This is a genomic window from Gottschalkia purinilytica, assembly GCF_001190785.1.
GTDB lineage: Bacteria > Bacillota > Clostridia > Tissierellales > Gottschalkiaceae > Gottschalkia_A > Gottschalkia_A purinilytica.
Genome location: NZ_LGSS01000019.1, coordinates 14,771 through 31,864, shown reverse-complemented (window position 1 = coordinate 31,864; position 17,094 = coordinate 14,771). Strand labels below are relative to the sequence as shown.

12 protein-coding genes and 1 pseudogene are annotated in these 17,094 nt (G+C 29.7%); all 13 read left to right on the top strand.

The features are described from left to right. Positions 1-373: 373 nt before the first annotated feature. The 13 genes and pseudogenes from CLPU_RS14405 to fdhF all read left to right on the top strand — a co-directional run bounded on the left by CLPU_RS14405 (position 374) and on the right by fdhF (position 17,093). Positions 374-753, top strand: a pseudogene (locus tag CLPU_RS14405) (MerR family transcriptional regulator). Then, positions 746-1,921, top strand: coding sequence for an RNA-guided endonuclease InsQ/TnpB family protein (locus CLPU_RS14400; protein WP_050356377.1), 1,176 nt, complete (start codon positions 746-748; stop codon positions 1,919-1,921). Before CLPU_RS14405 ends, CLPU_RS14400 begins: the two are co-directional and overlap by 8 nt. Before the next feature lie 170 nt (positions 1,922-2,091). Next, positions 2,092-3,474 (top strand): tRNA uridine-5-carboxymethylaminomethyl(34) synthesis GTPase MnmE, encoded by a 1,383-nt coding sequence (mnmE, locus tag CLPU_RS14395; protein WP_050356376.1) that lies wholly within the window; start codon positions 2,092-2,094, stop codon positions 3,472-3,474. A 32-nt stretch (positions 3,475-3,506) separates the two neighbouring features. Further along, positions 3,507-5,417 (top strand): tRNA uridine-5-carboxymethylaminomethyl(34) synthesis enzyme MnmG, encoded by a 1,911-nt coding sequence (mnmG, locus tag CLPU_RS14390; protein ID WP_050356375.1) that lies wholly within the window; start codon positions 3,507-3,509, stop codon positions 5,415-5,417. After that, entirely contained in the window at positions 5,410-6,126 is a 717-nt protein-coding gene (rsmG, locus tag CLPU_RS14385) for a 16S rRNA (guanine(527)-N(7))-methyltransferase RsmG (RefSeq protein ID WP_050356374.1), read from the top strand. The genes mnmG and rsmG overlap by 8 nt, the downstream gene beginning before the upstream one ends. 131 nt (positions 6,127-6,257) lie before the next feature. Next, positions 6,258-7,052 carry a nucleoid occlusion protein gene (noc, locus tag CLPU_RS14380; protein WP_050356373.1) on the top strand — a complete coding sequence of 265 codons (795 nt, stop codon included), beginning with the start codon at positions 6,258-6,260 and terminating at the stop codon, positions 7,050-7,052. A gap of 539 nt (positions 7,053-7,591) precedes the next feature. After that, positions 7,592-8,365 carry a ParA family protein gene (locus CLPU_RS14375; protein ID WP_050356372.1) on the top strand — a complete coding sequence of 258 codons (774 nt, stop codon included), beginning with the start codon at positions 7,592-7,594 and terminating at the stop codon, positions 8,363-8,365. Position 8,366: 1 nt separating this feature from the next. Further along, entirely contained in the window at positions 8,367-9,236 is an 870-nt protein-coding gene (locus tag CLPU_RS14370) for a ParB/RepB/Spo0J family partition protein (protein WP_050356371.1), read from the top strand. 160 nt (positions 9,237-9,396) lie between these two features. Then, positions 9,397-10,308 carry a PhzF family phenazine biosynthesis protein gene (locus CLPU_RS14365; protein ID WP_050356370.1) on the top strand — a complete coding sequence of 304 codons (912 nt, stop codon included), beginning with the start codon at positions 9,397-9,399 and terminating at the stop codon, positions 10,306-10,308. A 625-nt stretch (positions 10,309-10,933) separates the two neighbouring features. Beyond that, on the top strand, positions 10,934-11,425 hold the full coding sequence (locus CLPU_RS14360) for an NADH-quinone oxidoreductase subunit NuoE family protein (RefSeq protein ID WP_050356369.1): 492 nt from the start codon (positions 10,934-10,936) through the stop codon (positions 11,423-11,425). A 152-nt stretch (positions 11,426-11,577) separates the two neighbouring features. Further along, positions 11,578-13,455, top strand: coding sequence for an NADH-quinone oxidoreductase subunit NuoF (gene nuoF / locus CLPU_RS14355; protein ID WP_082154256.1), 1,878 nt, complete (start codon positions 11,578-11,580; stop codon positions 13,453-13,455). Between the two features lie 17 nt (positions 13,456-13,472). Then, the gene (locus CLPU_RS14350) at positions 13,473-14,405 is read left to right on the top strand and encodes an NADH-quinone oxidoreductase subunit G (RefSeq protein WP_050356368.1); all 933 of its coding nucleotides are present in this window, start codon (positions 13,473-13,475) and stop codon (positions 14,403-14,405) included. A gap of 18 nt (positions 14,406-14,423) precedes the next feature. Beyond that, positions 14,424-17,093 (top strand): formate dehydrogenase subunit alpha, encoded by a 2,670-nt coding sequence (gene fdhF / locus CLPU_RS16825; protein ID WP_082154255.1) that lies wholly within the window; start codon positions 14,424-14,426, stop codon positions 17,091-17,093. Position 17,094: the final 1 nt, after the last annotated feature.

Below are 17,094 nucleotides of genomic sequence, written 5' to 3'. Positions count from 1 at the left end.
CAAATAATCCACAGGTTAGAAATTTATTATATACCTTCTAATGCTGTGGGTAACTTGATTACAATTTTTTTATTTTAAATAGCATAACTTATCCACAATAAAATTTTATTTTTATATTGACTATTTATAGTAATTAATGTAGTTTTGTAAATTTGATGTTATCAATTATTCAAATAAGATATTATTTTAAATAGTCAAATTTGGTATACTATAAATATGTGTCTAAAAAATAAAGGAAAATAACTCATAGATTAAAATATAGATAATCTAAAAGAAGAGGAAAGCAACAGTTAAAAAATAATTATAAAAGTTTATAGAAATAAATTCAAATATTTCAATATTTAATATATGATTATTTCAAGAGATGATTAGCTTGAAATATTACTCAATTGAAGAGTTTGCAAAACTAATAGGAAAAACAGAACAAACATTAAGAAATTGAGATAAAAATAACACACTTAAACTGCACCATGTTACAAAGAGCGGATATAGATATTATTCACAACAACAGTTGAAAAAATAGTGATTCTATATAAAGATATATTAACAAGATTTGGATTTGAACTTATAGAAAATCTATGTAATAAATATGGAATTAAAATTGAGATTATAGGTAATACAGAAAAGACAGAAGAACAAGAATTAGTTAAGGATCTAATACGAATAGTAACTGTATTTAGTTGTAAGTTACAAGGTAGAAGGGCTAATAAAGCAAAAAAAATGATTAAAGAATTGGTGAACTTAAATGATTAAGGGAATTAAGGTAATGCTTAAACCTAATAATAAACAAAAAATTAAGCTATTTCAAAGTGCAGGAGTATCAAGATTTGCATATAATTGGACATTATCAAGACAACAAGAAAACTATAAAAATGACGGTAAATTCATTTCAGATAGTGAATTAAGAAAAGAATTTACAAAGTTAAAGCAAACAGAAGAATACAAATGGTTAAATAATTATTCTAATAATATAACTAAACAAGCTATAAAAGATGCTTGTGATGCATATTTAAAATTTTTTAAAGGATTAAGTAAATTTCCTAAATTTAAAAGTAGAAAAAGGTCAGCACCAAAATTCTATGTAGATACAGAAAAGATACAATTTAATAAGACTCATGTAAAGTTGGAAAAGTTAACAACTAGTGGAAAAAGAAATAAACAAAAACTAAACTGGTTAGGACTATGTGAACGAGGGAGAATACCCTATGGAGAAAAAATAAAATATATAAATCCAAGAGTATCATTTGATGGACTAAACTGGTGGATTAGTGTAGGTATAGAATACGAAGATACAAAAGAAATACCAACAAATGAAGGCATAGGAATAGACTTAGGAATAGAAAAACTTGCAATATGTTCAAATGTAGAAAAACCTTATAACAATATAAATAAAACTAAAAAGGTAAAAAAATTAGAAAAAAGAAAAAAAAGACTTCAAAGAAAAGTATCAAGAAAATACGAAAAAGGAAGGGAGGGAAACTGTTACAAGAAAACAAACAATATTATAAAACTAGAAAAAAAGCTTAAGTTTCTTAATCAAAGGCTAACAAACATTCGTCATAATTATTCCCATCAAGTAACTAGCGAAATAATAAAACGAAAACCAAGTTTTATTGTAGTAGAAGACTTGAATGTATCAGGTATGATGAAAAACAGGCATTTATCCAAAGCAATACAACAACAAAGATTTTATGAATTTTTCAGACAACTACAGTACAAATCAGAATGGAATAATATAAAACTTATAGTAGCAGATAGATTTTTCCCATCAAGTAAAAGATGTAGTGAATGTGGAAACATAAACAAAGACTTAAAGTTAAAAGATAGAATTTATAGGTGTAGTTGTGGACTTAAAATAGATAGGGATAAAAATGCAAGTTTAAACCTTAAAAACTATGGTCAATTAGTAATTAACCAATAAAAAGGAATTACTAAAGTGTACCCATACGTTAGTGGGGAATTAAAGCCTTTTGAGTATCAAAACCACACGAGTAGGATAAATCCAAAAGTGGATACGGTGAACAAGGAAGGAAACATAAACTTTTATAATATTTTTATAGAGTTTTATAAGTTTTCTGTAACGGTGATAAAATGGATATTGATACTATTGCAGCTATTGCTACTGCACCAGGAGAAGCTGGTATAGGAATAGTAAGAATTAGTGGTAAAAACGCTATAGATATAGGAAATAAAATTTTTAGAAGTAAAAGAGTAAAATCTTTAAAAGAGTGTGAAGAAAGAAAGCTTAATTATGGATATGCAATAGATCCTAAAAATGAAAAAAAGATAGATGAAGTATTAGTTGTTTATATGAAAGGACCAAATACTTATACTAAGGAAGATATAGTTGAAATTAATTGTCATGGTGGAATGGTACCAGTAAGAAGAATACTTGAGGTAGTTCTTGAAAATGGAGCGAGAATAGCTGAAAAAGGTGAATTTACAAAAAGAGCATTTTTAAATGGACGTATAGATTTGGCACAGGCAGAAGCTATAATGGATCTTATAAGTGCTAAGACAGATTCTAGTTTTGATGTTTCACTAAATCAACTAGAAGGTAGTCTTTCTAGAGAAGTATCAGACATGAGAAATACATTACTTGCCATGTTAGCTCATATAGAAGCGTCTATAGACTTTCCAGAGCATGATGTAGAAGAAATAACTTATGGGGAACTTGAAAGCCAAGGAGAAGAAGTTTTAGAAAAAATAAATAAACTCTTAGATACTGTATATACAGGGAGAATATTAAGAGAAGGTATAAAAACTATAATACTTGGAAAGCCAAATGTAGGTAAATCATCTTTAATGAATGCTATACTTAGAGAAAATAGAGCTATAGTTACAGATATACCAGGAACTACAAGAGATATCATAGAAGAATATATTAATATAAAAGGAGTACCTTTAAAGCTAGTTGATACAGCAGGTATAAGAGAAACTGAAGATTTAGTTGAAAAAATAGGGGTAGATAAGGCTAAAGGTATATTAAATGAATCTGATCTAGCTATTGCTGTCTTCGATACATCTAGAGAGTTAGAAAAGGAAGATCTAGAAATAATAGAATTAATAAAAGATAAAAAGTCTATAATACTTCTTAATAAAACAGATTTACCAATAAAAATAAGTGAAGATGAAATAAATAAACTTCTACCTAATAAAAAAATAATAAATACTTCTATGATAAAAGGAAAAGGACTTGATATCTTAGAAGAAACTTTAAAAGACATGTTCTTATCATCAGAAATTCAAATAAAAGATAATACTATAGTTACGAATGTAAGACATAGAAATCAACTATTAAAATCTAAAGAAAACATACAAGAAGCACTAGAATCAATTAGAATAGGGCTTCCAATTGATTGTGTAGAAGTAGATGTGAAAAATTGCTGGGAAAACTTAGGCGAAATTACTGGCGATACAGTAGGAGAAGATATTATAGATAAGATATTTGCTAACTTCTGTATTGGAAAGTAAAAACTAATGAAAATAAGGAGGTTATCCTTTTAATGAATAAAGCTATAGAATATCATGCAGGTAAATATGATGTAATAGTTATAGGAGCTGGACATGCAGGATGTGAGGCAGCACTAGCTTGTAGTAGAATGGGAAAAAATACACTAATACTAACTATGAGTCTAGATGCTGTTGCATTACTTGCTTGTAATCCTGCAATAGGCGGAACTGGAAAAGGACATCTTGTAAAAGAAGTAGATGCTTTAGGTGGAGAAATGGGAATGAATATAGATAATATTTTGATTCAAAGTAGAATGTTAAATACTTCTAAAGGACCGGCTGTTCATTCTTTAAGAGCTCAAGCTGACAAAGTAGATTATCAACTTAAAATGAAACAAGTCTTAGAAAATGAAAAGAATTTAGATTTAAAACAAGGTGAAGTAGTAGAAATTTTTGTAGAAGATGGAAAAGTAACAGGGATATTAACTAAGACAGGTGCAAGATATGATGCAGATGCTGTTATAGTATCTACAGGAACTTATCTAAAGGGAAGGATATTCATAGGGGAGTTAAACTATGAAGGAGGTCCAAATGGATTATTTCCCGCAAATGAATTATCAGAGTGTTTAAAAAAATTAGGATTTAGAATGAGAAGGTTCAAAACAGGTACTCCTGCTAGAATTCATAGAAATAGTATAGATACTAGTAAGATGGAAGCTCAACCTGGTGATGATGAAATAATACCTTTCTCATTTTTAACTGACAAGATAGACGTAGAACAAGTATCTTGTTATTTGACTTATACAAATATAGAGACTCATAAGTTAATAATGGAAAACCTAGGAAGATCTCCAATGTATTCTGGTCAAATGGAAAGTGTAGGACCAAGATATTGTCCATCTATAGAAGATAAAGTTGTAAGATTTTCAGATAAGAACAGACATCAAGTTTTTATAGAACCAGAAGGAAGAAACACTGCTGAAATGTATGTACAAGGAATGTCTACAACTTTACCAGAAGATGTATTATTGAAAATGATGAAAACAGTTGATGGACTTGAAGATGTTGAAATAATGAGAGGTGCTTATGCTATTGAGTATGATTGTATAGATCCTACACAACTAAAGCGATCACTTGAATCTATGGATATAGAGAATTTATTTTTTGCAGGACAGATTAATGGTACTTCAGGATATGAAGAAGCAGCAGCACAGGGTATAATAGCAGGAATTAATACAGTACTTAAATTAAGGGGAGAAGAACCTCTAATACTAGATAGATCAGAAGCTTATATAGGTGTACTTATAGATGATTTAGTTACAAAGGGAACTAACGAGCCATATAGGATGATGACTTCAAGATCGGAATATAGACTTACATTAAGACAAGATAACGCAGATTTAAGGCTTACTGAGAAGGGATATAGGGTCGGACTTGCAACTGAAGAAAGATATAAAAGATTACTTAAGAAAAAAGACGAAGTTGAAAAAGAACTAAATAGATTAAAAGAAAGGAAAATAACACCTACAAAAGAAAATAATGAGCTTTTAGAAAGCTTAGGAACATCAGCTTTAAAAACACCAACATCTCTTTATGATCTTATAAGAAGACCTGAACTATCATACGATCAACTTTCTAAGTTAGATCAAGATAGACCTGATCTTAATAAAGAATCTAGAATGCAAGTTGAGACTCAAATAAAATATGAAGGATATATAGAGAAACAATTAAGGCAAATAGAACAATTTAGAAAGCTTGAAAGTAAAAAGCTTTCTTCCGATATGAATTATGAAGATATAAAGGGATTAAGATTAGAAGCTAGACAAAAACTAAAAGAGATAAAGCCAGAATCAGTAGGTCAAGCATCAAGAATATCAGGTGTTTCACCTGCAGATATAAATGTACTGTTAATATATTTAGAGCAACAGAGAAGAATGGGCAACAGGAGTGAAAATAATGAGTAATGTAGATACATTAAAAAGTGGTATTGAAGAACTAAATATAAGTATCGATAATGAAAAAATAGATAAATTTAATATATATAAGGAACTCCTGAAAGACTGGAATGATAAAATTAACTTAACTGCAATTACAGATGACAAAGAGATTGATATAAAACATTTTTTAGATAGTATTTCCATATTTAAAACTAATAAATTACAAGGAAGTAAAAAGATAATAGATATTGGTACAGGTGGAGGATTTCCTGGGGTACCTATAAAAATAGTAAATGAAGAAGCAGAGGTAGTTTTATTAGATGGGCTTAACAAGAGGTTAAAGTTTTTAGATGAAGTTATAGATAAACTTAACCTAAAAGGTATAACTACATTACATGGAAGAGCAGAAGAATATAGTAGGAAAGAAGAATATAGAGAGGTGTTTGATATAGCAGTATCAAGAGCTGTAGCATCACTTAACACTTTAAGTGAATATTGCATTCCTTTTGTAAAAGTGGATGGATACTTTATAGCTATGAAGGGTCCAGATGTAGAAGAAGAAATAAAGGGTTCTAAAAATGCCATAAAGCTATTAGGAGGTAAAATAGAAGATAAAATAGATATAAAACTTCCTCATAGTGATATAACACATAACTTACTAGTTATAAGGAAAATAAGTCACACTCCGACAAAATACCCTAGAGGTGGAGGGAAACCTAAGAAAAAACCGTTGTAAAATATAAAATTAATAAAAAAAATGTAAAACGAAACTTTAATAATTTTAACTGTTAAGGAAGGAACATAAACCTTTTTGGAGAAATTAAAAATATAAACAGGGGAGAAGTAAATGGGGAGAGGAATGATCTAATGAGTAATTTAAATAACGAGATATGTTACATTCCAATTAAACAAATAAAGCCAAACCCTTATCAGCCTAGGAAAACTTTTAATAGACGTGCCTTGGAAGAACTTAGTCAATCCATAAAAACTTATGGAATATTACAACCTATTAGTGTAAGGAAAATAGGCGAAGAAAGTTATGAGTTAGTTGCAGGAGAAAGGAGATTAAGAGCTTCTGAACTAGCAGAACTAGAAAAAGTACCAGCAGTTATTATTAATGTTAAGGATATAGACTCAGCAGTATTGGCTTTACTAGAAAACTTACAAAGAGAAAATTTGAATTTCATAGAAGAGGCAGAGGGATATCATAATCTTATAGATGATCATGGATTTACACAACAAGAGTTGGCTGAAAAGCTTGGTAAAAATCAATCTACTATAGCAAATAAAATAAGACTTTTAAGGCTACCAAATAGTATAAAGAAAAGTATAGTAGAAAGTGGATTAACAGAAAGACATGCTAGAGCAATGTTAAAGTTACCTGATGAGGAATTACAAGCTTCTGTACTAGAAAGAGTGATAAAAAATGAACTTACAGTTAAGAAAACTGAGAAGCTTATTAATGATATACTTGAAGATTTAACTAAAGAAGAAGAGCCTAAAAATAGACAGAATATAAAAAGTTTAATAAACTTTAGAATATATTTAAATACTATTAAAAATGCGTATACTGCTATAAAAGATAGTGGAGTAGATGCTCAATATGAGCAGAAAGATATGGGAGACTTTATAGAAGTTAAAGTTAAAATTCCTAAAAAGTAATAGTTTCAATATAAATATTTAAAACTAAAAATATTAAAAAACTTAGCTACTAGTGTATATAAAAATATTTCACTATGCTAAGTTTTTTATATTATAAAGATTTTTAAAACACAGTTTTAGGAAGACTTATATTTTTAAATTTTAAATTTCTAAATAAAGCTAATATTAATAAAAAAATACTTTGACAAAATGTTTTTATAGCTAAATAATAGTATATAGAATAGTATGTTTTTAGCGTTTTAATATATATTTTTAAATAAAATATATTGTTTTGATATTTAAACATTTATATGTAATATATCTAAAGGACTTTATAAATCGTATATAGAATATAAAACTATATGTTCTATGTATTTTATTCAATATTCGATATATTTTTAAAGTTGTATGATATAAATATTATAAAAATCTTTACTAAAAAAATAGACTTTATATAATAAAATTCTGAGTCTTATGAAACTATCAGAAATAGTAAGATTTTATGAATTTTATTTATTTTTAACTTAGTATTATATAGGTTCCTAAAATGAGGTGATGGCATGTCCAGACTTATAGCTATATTTAATCAAAAAGGAGGTGTGGGAAAAACCACTACCAACGTTAATTTAAGTTCTTGTGTAGCAAGAAAAGGTAAAAAAGTATTAGTTATAGATATAGACCCTCAAGGTAATACTACAAGCGGATTTGGAATAGATAAAAAAGAAGTTCCTGTGTCAATATATAACGTTCTAATAGATGGAGAAGATATAAAAAATGCTATAATAGAAACTAACGTAGAAAACTTACATTTAATATCTTCAAATGTTGAACTTGCAGGAGCAGAAATAGAACTTACTGGAAAGAAAAATAGAGAAACTATTCTTAAAAAAGCTATAGAGAGTATAAAAGATGATTATGAATATATCTTTATAGATTGTCCACCATCACTAGGATTACTTACAATAAATACTTTAGTAGCAGTAGATAGTGTTATAATACCAATACAATGTGAGTACTATGCACTTGAAGGAGTAAGTCAATTAATGGATACTATAAAGCTTATAAAAAGTAGCTTAAATCCTAGCTTAGAAATAGAAGGAGTAGTTTTAAGTATGTTTGATGGAAGGACTAATCTTTCTATTCAAGTTGTAGATGAAGTAAAAAAATACTTTAGAGGTAAAGTATATACAACTATAATACCTAGAAATATTAGGCTAGCTGAAGCTCCTAGCTTTGGAGTTCCTGTTATAGATTATGATCCTAAATCAAAAGGAGCTGAAGCATATGATGAGCTAGCAGATGAGTTTTTAGATTACTTAGAAGGTGTGATATAAAATGAGTATAAAGAAAAGAGGATTAGGTAAAGGATTATCGGCACTAATTCCTTCAAACTCTTTAGAGGATATGGCTATAGATGAAAATGAAAAATCAGTTGTAGATATAGATATAAATTTAATAGAACCTAATTGCAGTCAGCCAAGAAAGGAATTTAATGAGGAATCTTTAAATGAGCTTTCAGAGTCTATAAAAAGACATGGTGTTATACAACCTATTATATTAAGAAAAAAAGAAAATGGATACGAAATAATAGCAGGAGAAAGAAGATGGAGAGCATCTAATATAGCTGGAATAAAAAAGATACCTTCTATTATAAAAAATATAGAACAACTAGAGGCTACAGAAATTTCTCTTATAGAAAATATTCAAAGAGAAAATTTAAATATTATAGAAGAAGCTATGGCTTTAAAAAGTTTAATAGAAAAATATAACCTTACTCAAGAAGAAGTTGCGAATGCTATAGGAAAAAGTAGACCATATATAACTAACACAATAAGACTATTGAATCTTCAAGATGAAATTATAGATCTAATATTAAAAGGTAAACTATCGAGTGGTCATGGAAGAGCATTATTAGCAATTGAAGATAAAGAAATTCAAAATAAAATAGCTCAAATAGTTATAGAAAAAAACTTAAGTGTAAGAGAAACTGAAAAAATTATAAAAGAAATTAATAATAAAAACGATAATAATATAAAGAAAGAAAAAACAAAAGATCCGATAATACTAGAAATAGAAGAAAGCTTAAGAAGAACACTTGGAACAAAAGTTCATATAGTGACAGGAAAGAAAAAAGGAAAGATAGAAATAGAATACTATGATGATGAACATCTTGAAAGAATACTAGATTTACTATCAAAATCCTAACATAATCTATTAAGAATGATACTACACTTGATCTTAACTCCAATGTATCAAGAAAAAATTATAATAATAAGAAGTTTGTAATTTTGTAATATTAAACAGAGAAATTGTAATTGCTTTTCAAATATGCTTAATAAATATAGGCTTAAGGAGTGTTGAGTAAATGCAAGTGATTATGTATCAGGCTAATGCTTTTGCAGACAAGCCTTTTGGGGGAAATCCAGCAGGGATAGTTCCTGATGCTAGAGACTTAAGTTATGAGGATATGCTTAAAATAGTTCGACTAACTAATTTAAGTAAAGTATCATTTGTAAACCAAGTAGATAAAGATAATTTTGAAGTTAGGTTTTTTACATCAAAAGAAGAAATAGATTTTTGTGGTTATACTACTATAGCTACTTTTTATACATTAGCTAATAAAGGTTATATAACAAATATATCGCAAGGTGTTGTAAAGGTATTTCAACATACTAAAATAGGTACAAACCCAATAGAAATACATTTTAAGGATTGGAATATAGAGAAAGTAGGAATGTATCACAATACTCCTGTTTCCTTAGGTAAATATGATGATGTAGATGAAATAAGTTCAATACTAAGTATAGATAAAGAAGATATAGGAATAGACTTTATAAACATAAAACCTGAAATTCTATTTACCGGGAAATATGATATAATTATTCCAGTTAAAAGTAGAGATATACTGAATAAGCTTCAATTTGATTCACAAAAAGTAAATTCGAACACGATAACAAGAGATTTAGAACGTATAGTTGAACCTAGATTTCATATATTTTCATTGGAAGAAGACGATACTATTAATTGTAGACAGTTTGAATCAATGTCATTTATAACAGAATGTGCTTGTAGTGGTACAGCAAATGCAGGACTTATATATTATTTAAAGAAAAATAATTTAATAAAAAATAGCGAAGTATTGTGTAAACAAGGTGAACAAATAGGAAGACCAAGTCAAATATATTGTGAAATTATTAATGATGAATGTGAGTACCCTATAAAAGTAGGGGGTAGAGGAAATGTATTTTTTGAAGGTGTAGTTACTATTAAAGATTAGTAGAGTATAATATTAAATTTTTAAAGCCATTTTTTATTAATTATAATTGTAGTTCTCTACTTTAATACGGAAATTGTTTCATATTGATAAAATAAATAACTACTTTGGGATATTACAATATTCTAAAGTAGTTATTTATTTTATTAAAAGCTATAATAATTATTTTAAAAGGTTTCATGTGAAACCTTAATATAACTTTAAAGGATAGTGAAATTAACAATAATTTAACAATCATTTAAGGTTAAACATGAAAACGTTAACTTTGTAATATCGTTAAATTCATCAAAAATGGTCATATTTTGCGTTAAAGTTCTATAAATAGTCAAAATACAAGATTATCGTAAGTTTATTATATTTATTTTTATATTTTAAACCTAAGTGCATTTATAGGTACTTAACGAAGCCAATAAAGCAGATATAAGTATGATTAACCTTAAAAAAAATTGTAGATAAATTAACGTTCATTGACACAATGTGTTTATTAATATTAAACTTAAGTTAAGGAATATTTTAGATTAATGGCTTTTGAGGTTTATAAAAAAATAAAAAACTTATATAAAAATATTCTATAGTTCATATATTGAGCATATATGAAGTATATAACAATCTCAAGGGAGGCTAGAAAATGGAATTTACGTTTGATTGGGAGGATAATAAAGAAAACATTAAAAAACTTAATGGAATTATCGAAGATCATAAGGATAAAAAAGGAGCTTTGATGTCAGTACTACACGAGGCACAAGATTTATTTGGATATTTACCTATTGAAGTTCAGAGAATTATTTCTGAAGGACTAAAAGTGCCACTAGCTGAAGTTTATGGAGTTATAACTTTTTATTCACAGTTCACTTTAATTCCAAGAGGAAAATATCAAATAGGTATTTGTCTAGGAACAGCTTGTTATGTTAGAGGAGCTCAGGAGCTAGTAGATAAGGTAAAGAAAGACTTAAGTATAGAAGTCGGAGGAACTACTAGTGATAGAAAGTTCTCTTTACAAGCAACTAGATGTATAGGTGCCTGTGGATTAGCACCAGTTATGTCAGTAAACGATGAAGTTTACGGTAGATTAAAAGCAGAAGACATTCCAGAAATACTAGAAAAGTATAAAAATATGTAATGATGTATTGTTTGTTTTAATTCTAATTAGTTAGTTAATCTTAAAACTATCACATTTCGCTAAAGATTTTTAAACAACTCATTTTTCATTTACCCAATAAATTAGTTTTTAATACAAAATCATAAATAATAAAGTAGTCAGGGGGCAGTGTAATGATAACGCTTGATGATTTAAAAACAATTAAATCTAATACTTTGTCTAGAATATGCTTAAGAAGCAGAGAAGATAAGGCAAATGTTGAAAGTTTATATACAAAGCAAGTACTTTTATGTAGAGGTACAGGATGTACTTCATCTAAATCAGATAAGATAGAAGATGAATTTATCAGATTATTAAAAGAAAAAAATATAGATGACAAAGTAGATATTGTAAAAACTGGATGCTTTGGTCTTTGTGAGGCAGGACCAATAGTAGTTGTATATCCAGAAGGAACTTTCTATAGTCATATAAAAGTAGAAGATGTAGAAACAATAGTTGAAGAAGATCTTATAAAAGGAAATGTAGTTAAAGATTTATTATATAAAGAATCTATAAGTGAAGATAAGATTAAAGCTATAGACGAAGTTACTTTCTATAAAAAACAAGAGAGAGTTGCACTTAGAAACTGTGGACTTATAAATCCTGAAGACATAGATGAGTATATAGCATACGATGGTTATGTTGGACTTTATAAAGCATTAAATGAAATGACACCAGAAAATGTAATTGAGGCTATGAAAGATTCTGGATTAAGAGGTAGAGGTGGTGGAGGTTTCCCTACAGGATTAAAATGGGAATTCACTGCTAAAGCTATTGGAGATAAAAAGTATGTTTTATGTAATGCTGATGAAGGAGATCCAGGAGCATTCATGGATAGAAGTATTCTTGAAGGAGATCCACATTCAGTTATAGAGGCTATGGCAATAGCTGGATATGCTATTGGAGCTGATGAAGGATATGTTTATATAAGAGCGGAATATCCTATAGCAGTTCAAAGATTACAAGTTGCTATAGATCAAGCAAAAGAAAAAGGCTTATTAGGAAAAAATATATTTGGTACAGGATTTAACTTTGACATGGAAATAAGACTTGGAGCAGGAGCATTCGTATGTGGTGAAGAAACAGCGCTAATTGCTTCTATAGAAGGTCAAAGAGGTATGCCTAGAAATAAACCACCATTCCCAGCTAATAAAGGTCTATGGGATAAACCTACTTTAATAAATAACGTTGAAACTTATGCGAACGTTCCTCAAATTATATTAAAAGGATCAGACTGGTTCAAAACATTAGGAACAGAAAAATCACCAGGAACAAAAGTATTTGCCTTAGGTGGAAAAATAAACAACACTGGACTTGTTGAAATACCTATGGGAACTACTTTAAGAGAAGTTATATATGATGTTGGAGGCGGAATACCTGGAGGAAGAAAGTTTAAAGCAATTCAAACAGGTGGACCTTCAGGAGGATGTATAACTGAAGAAAATATAGATACTCCAATAGATTTCGAATCATTAAATGCTTTAGGATCAATGATGGGTTCTGGTGGAATGATAGTAATGGACGAAGATACTTGTATGGTTGACATTGCGAGATTCTTCTTAGACTTTACTGTTGAAGAATCTTGTGGAAAATGTACTCCTTGCCGTGAAGGAACTAAGAGAATGCTAGAAATCCTAGAAAAAATAACAGATGGTAAAGGTGAATTAGAAGATATAGAGAAACTAGAAAGCTTAGCGGAGACAATTAAACTTTCATCATTATGTGGACTAGGTCAAACTGCACCAAACCCAGTACTATCTACACTAAACTACTTTAGGGATGAATATTTAGCTCACGTACAAGAAAAAAGATGTCCTGCAGGGGCTTGTCAATCACTATTACAATACTTTATAACAGAAGATTGTATAGGATGTACAAAATGTGCTAGAAATTGTCCTGCATCATGTATAGACGGAAAAGTAAAACAAAGACATGTTATTGATGTTGAAAAGTGTGTGAAGTGTGGTGCTTGTGTAGAAGCATGTCCTGTTAATGCAGTAATTAAGAAATAAGACTTAGGGGGATTATGATGAGAAACTTAACTCTTACTATAGATGGGCAAAAAGTAACAGTGCCTGAAAACTATACGATTATTCAGGCTGCTGAAAAAATTGGAATAGAAATTCCTGCATTATGTTACGATCCTAATCTAGAAGTAGTATCAGCTTGTAGATTATGTGTAGTTGAAGTTGAAGGAGTTAATAAGCTTCAAACTTCATGTTCTATAAAAGTTGAAGATGGAATGGTTGTTCACACTAATACTGAAAAGGTACTAGCTATCAGAAAAGAAATATTACAGCTTCTTTTAGATAATCATCCAAATGATTGTTTAACTTGTCAGAAAGCTGGAGAATGTTTGTTACAAAGATATGCTTATACGTATAATGTTAAGTTTAGAGAACATGATGGAGCTAGAAAAGAGCACATTGTAGATACATCAAGTCCATATATATTAAAGGATGAAGATAAATGTATCTTATGTGGTAAATGTGTTAGAACTTGTGCACAAGTTTCAGATAGAGCTGTACTTTCATTTGCACAAAGAGGATTTGATACAAAAATAGTAGCAGATGCTGATTTGAGCTTTGAGGAATCTAGTTGTGTGTCATGTAATAGATGTGTAACAGTATGTCCAGTTGGAGCACTTTTAGATAAGAGAATTATAGGAAAGTCTAGAATATGGGACGGAGAAGTAGAAGAAGTTAGATGTAAAGTTTGTGATTATGGTTGTGACTTTGAAGTATTAACAAAAAATAATAAAAAGGTAGCTGTAAGAGCTAAATCACCTTCAAATGGAAGACCTTTATGCTTAAAGGGAAGACTTACATCTGAGCTACTATATCTTGATAATCCACAAGAACCTTACAAGAAAGAAGACGGTAAATTTGTTAAAACTACTTGGAAGGAAGCTTTAGGACTAGGAGACGTACTGGATAAAATAAACTCAATAGATGATAAGTAAAGCTAGGAGGAAAAGCCGATGGTAAAAATAACTATCAACGGCAAAAGCTATGAAGTCCGTGAGAATATCACGGTACTTCAAGCTTGCCAAGAAAATAATATAAATATACCTACTTTATGTCATGATGAAAGATTAGAACCAGATGCTTCTTGTAGACTATGTGTAGTAGAAGTTGAAGGAAGAAATAATCTTATGACATCATGTTCTCTTAAAGTAGAAGATGGTATGAATATACAAACACATAGTGAGAAAGTAATAAAGTCAAGAAGAGATATTCTAGATCTTTTATTTTCAAATCATCCGAATGACTGTTTAACTTGTAGCAAATCAGGAGACTGTAAATTACAAGATTATTGTTACGATTATGGAGTTGTAGAAGGAAGTTTTAAAGGAGAAAAAAGAAACTTACCTATAGATGATAGTAATCATTTCTATTACTACGATCCAAATAAATGTATCTTATGTGGTAAATGTGTTAGAGTATGTAATAGTCTACAAGGAACATCAGCTATAGGTTTAAATGAAAGAGGATTTGAAACCCATGTAGGAACTCCATTTGAAAATGGACTAGAACATTCAACTTGTGTTTCATGTGGAAACTGTGTATCAGTTTGTCCAGTAGGGGCACTAATGCCTAAGTCTAGAGAGAGATTCAGAAAATGGGATACTAAAAAAGTAAGAACAACTTGTTCATACTGTGGAGTAGGTTGCCAATTAGACTTAATAGTGTCTAATGATAAGGTAGTTGGAGTAGAGCCTCATAAGGGAAATCCTAATGATGGTCTATTATGCGTAAAAGGTAAGTTTGGTTATCCTTTTATAAACCATAAAGATAGACTTAAAACTCCTCTTATAAAGAAAAATGGTAAATTTGAAGAAGCCTCATGGGAAGAAGCACTTAGTTTGATAGCATCAAAAATGAAAGAAACTAAGGACAAACATGGGGCTAATGCTTTGGGTGGGTTTAGTTCAGCAAGATGTACAAATGAAGAAAACTACCTATTCCAAAAGCTATTTAGAGCTGCTATAGGAACTAATAACGTAGATCATTGTGCACGACTCTGACACGCTTCTACAGTTGCAGGTCTTGCAACTACATTAGGAAGTGGAGCTATGACTAATAGCATAGACGAAGTTGTAAATAATGATGTTATATTTGTTATTGGATCAAATACTACAGAAAATCATCCAGTTATAGGAACTAAAATGAAACAGGCTAAGAAAAAAGGAGCTAAAATAATAGTAGCTGATCCTAGAAAAATAGAGCTTGCAGATAAAGCCGATATATTCTTACAAATCAAGCCTGGAACTAATATAGCACTTTTAAATGGAATGATGAATTATATAATTGAAAATGAACTTTATGATAAATCTTATATAGAAGATAGAACTGAAAACTTTGAAGAACTTAAAGAATCTCTTATAGAATATACACCTGAGAAGGTAGCAGAAATATGTGGTGTAAATAAAGATGATATTATAAAAGCAGCTAAAATGTATGCAGAATCAGATAAAGCAGGAATATATTATGCAATGGGTATAACTCAACATATAACAGGAACACACTCTGTAATATCTATATCAAACCTAGCACTTATGTGTGGGAATATAGGTAAAGAACACGCAGGGGTAAATCCACTTCGTGGACAAAATAACGTACAAGGTGCTTGTGATATGGGAGGACTGCCAGCAGACTTACCAGGATATCAAAAAGTATTTAAAGAAGAGATAGCTGAAAAGTTTGAAAAAGCTTGGGATGTTAGCTTATCAAGAGAAGTAGGAATGTCTATATCAGAAATGCTTGATAACGTTAAGTTCTTATATATAATGGGAGAAAACCCTATGGTATCAGATCCTGACATAAACCATGTTAAACACGCATTAGAAGAAAAGGACTTTATAGTTGTTCAAGATATATTCTTAACAGAAACTGCAGAATTAGCTGATGTTGTATTGCCAGCGGCATCATTTGCTGAGAAGGATGGAACATTTACAAATACAGAAAGAAGAGTTCAAAGAGTAAGGAAAGCTATCGAACCAGTAGGAGAAGCTAGAGCAGATTGGCAGATACTAATGGAGATTATGAATAGATTAGGATATTCTAAAAAATATAGAAATCCTTCGGAGATAATGGAAGAAATAGCAAGCGTAACACCACAATATGGCGGTATAACTTACGATAGAATAGAAGCTGAAGGATTACAATGGCCATGTCCAGACGAAAATCATCCAGGTACTAAATATCTACACAAAGAAGCTATAGCAAGAGGTAGAGGATTATTCTTCCCAGTTTACCATACAGGTAGTGCTGAAACTACAGATAAAGAATATCCACATATATTAACTACAGGTAGGGTACTTTATCATTATCACACTAGAACTATGACAGGAAGAGTAGAAGGTTTAGATAAATTAGTACCAGAGTCATATATAGAGATAAATGAAATAACAGCAAATAAGCTAGGACTTAAAGATGGTGAAAAAGCTAAAGTTACATCAAGAAGGGGTAGTATAGATATAAAAGTTAAAGTTACAGATATAGTAGATGAAGATGTAGTGTTTATACCATTCCACTTTGCGGAAGGTGCTGCAAATTACCTTACAAATACTAAACTTGACTCTATTGCCAAGATACCAGAGCTTAAGGTTGCAGCAGTAAAAATAGAAAAGTTACAAAGGAGCTGTTAAA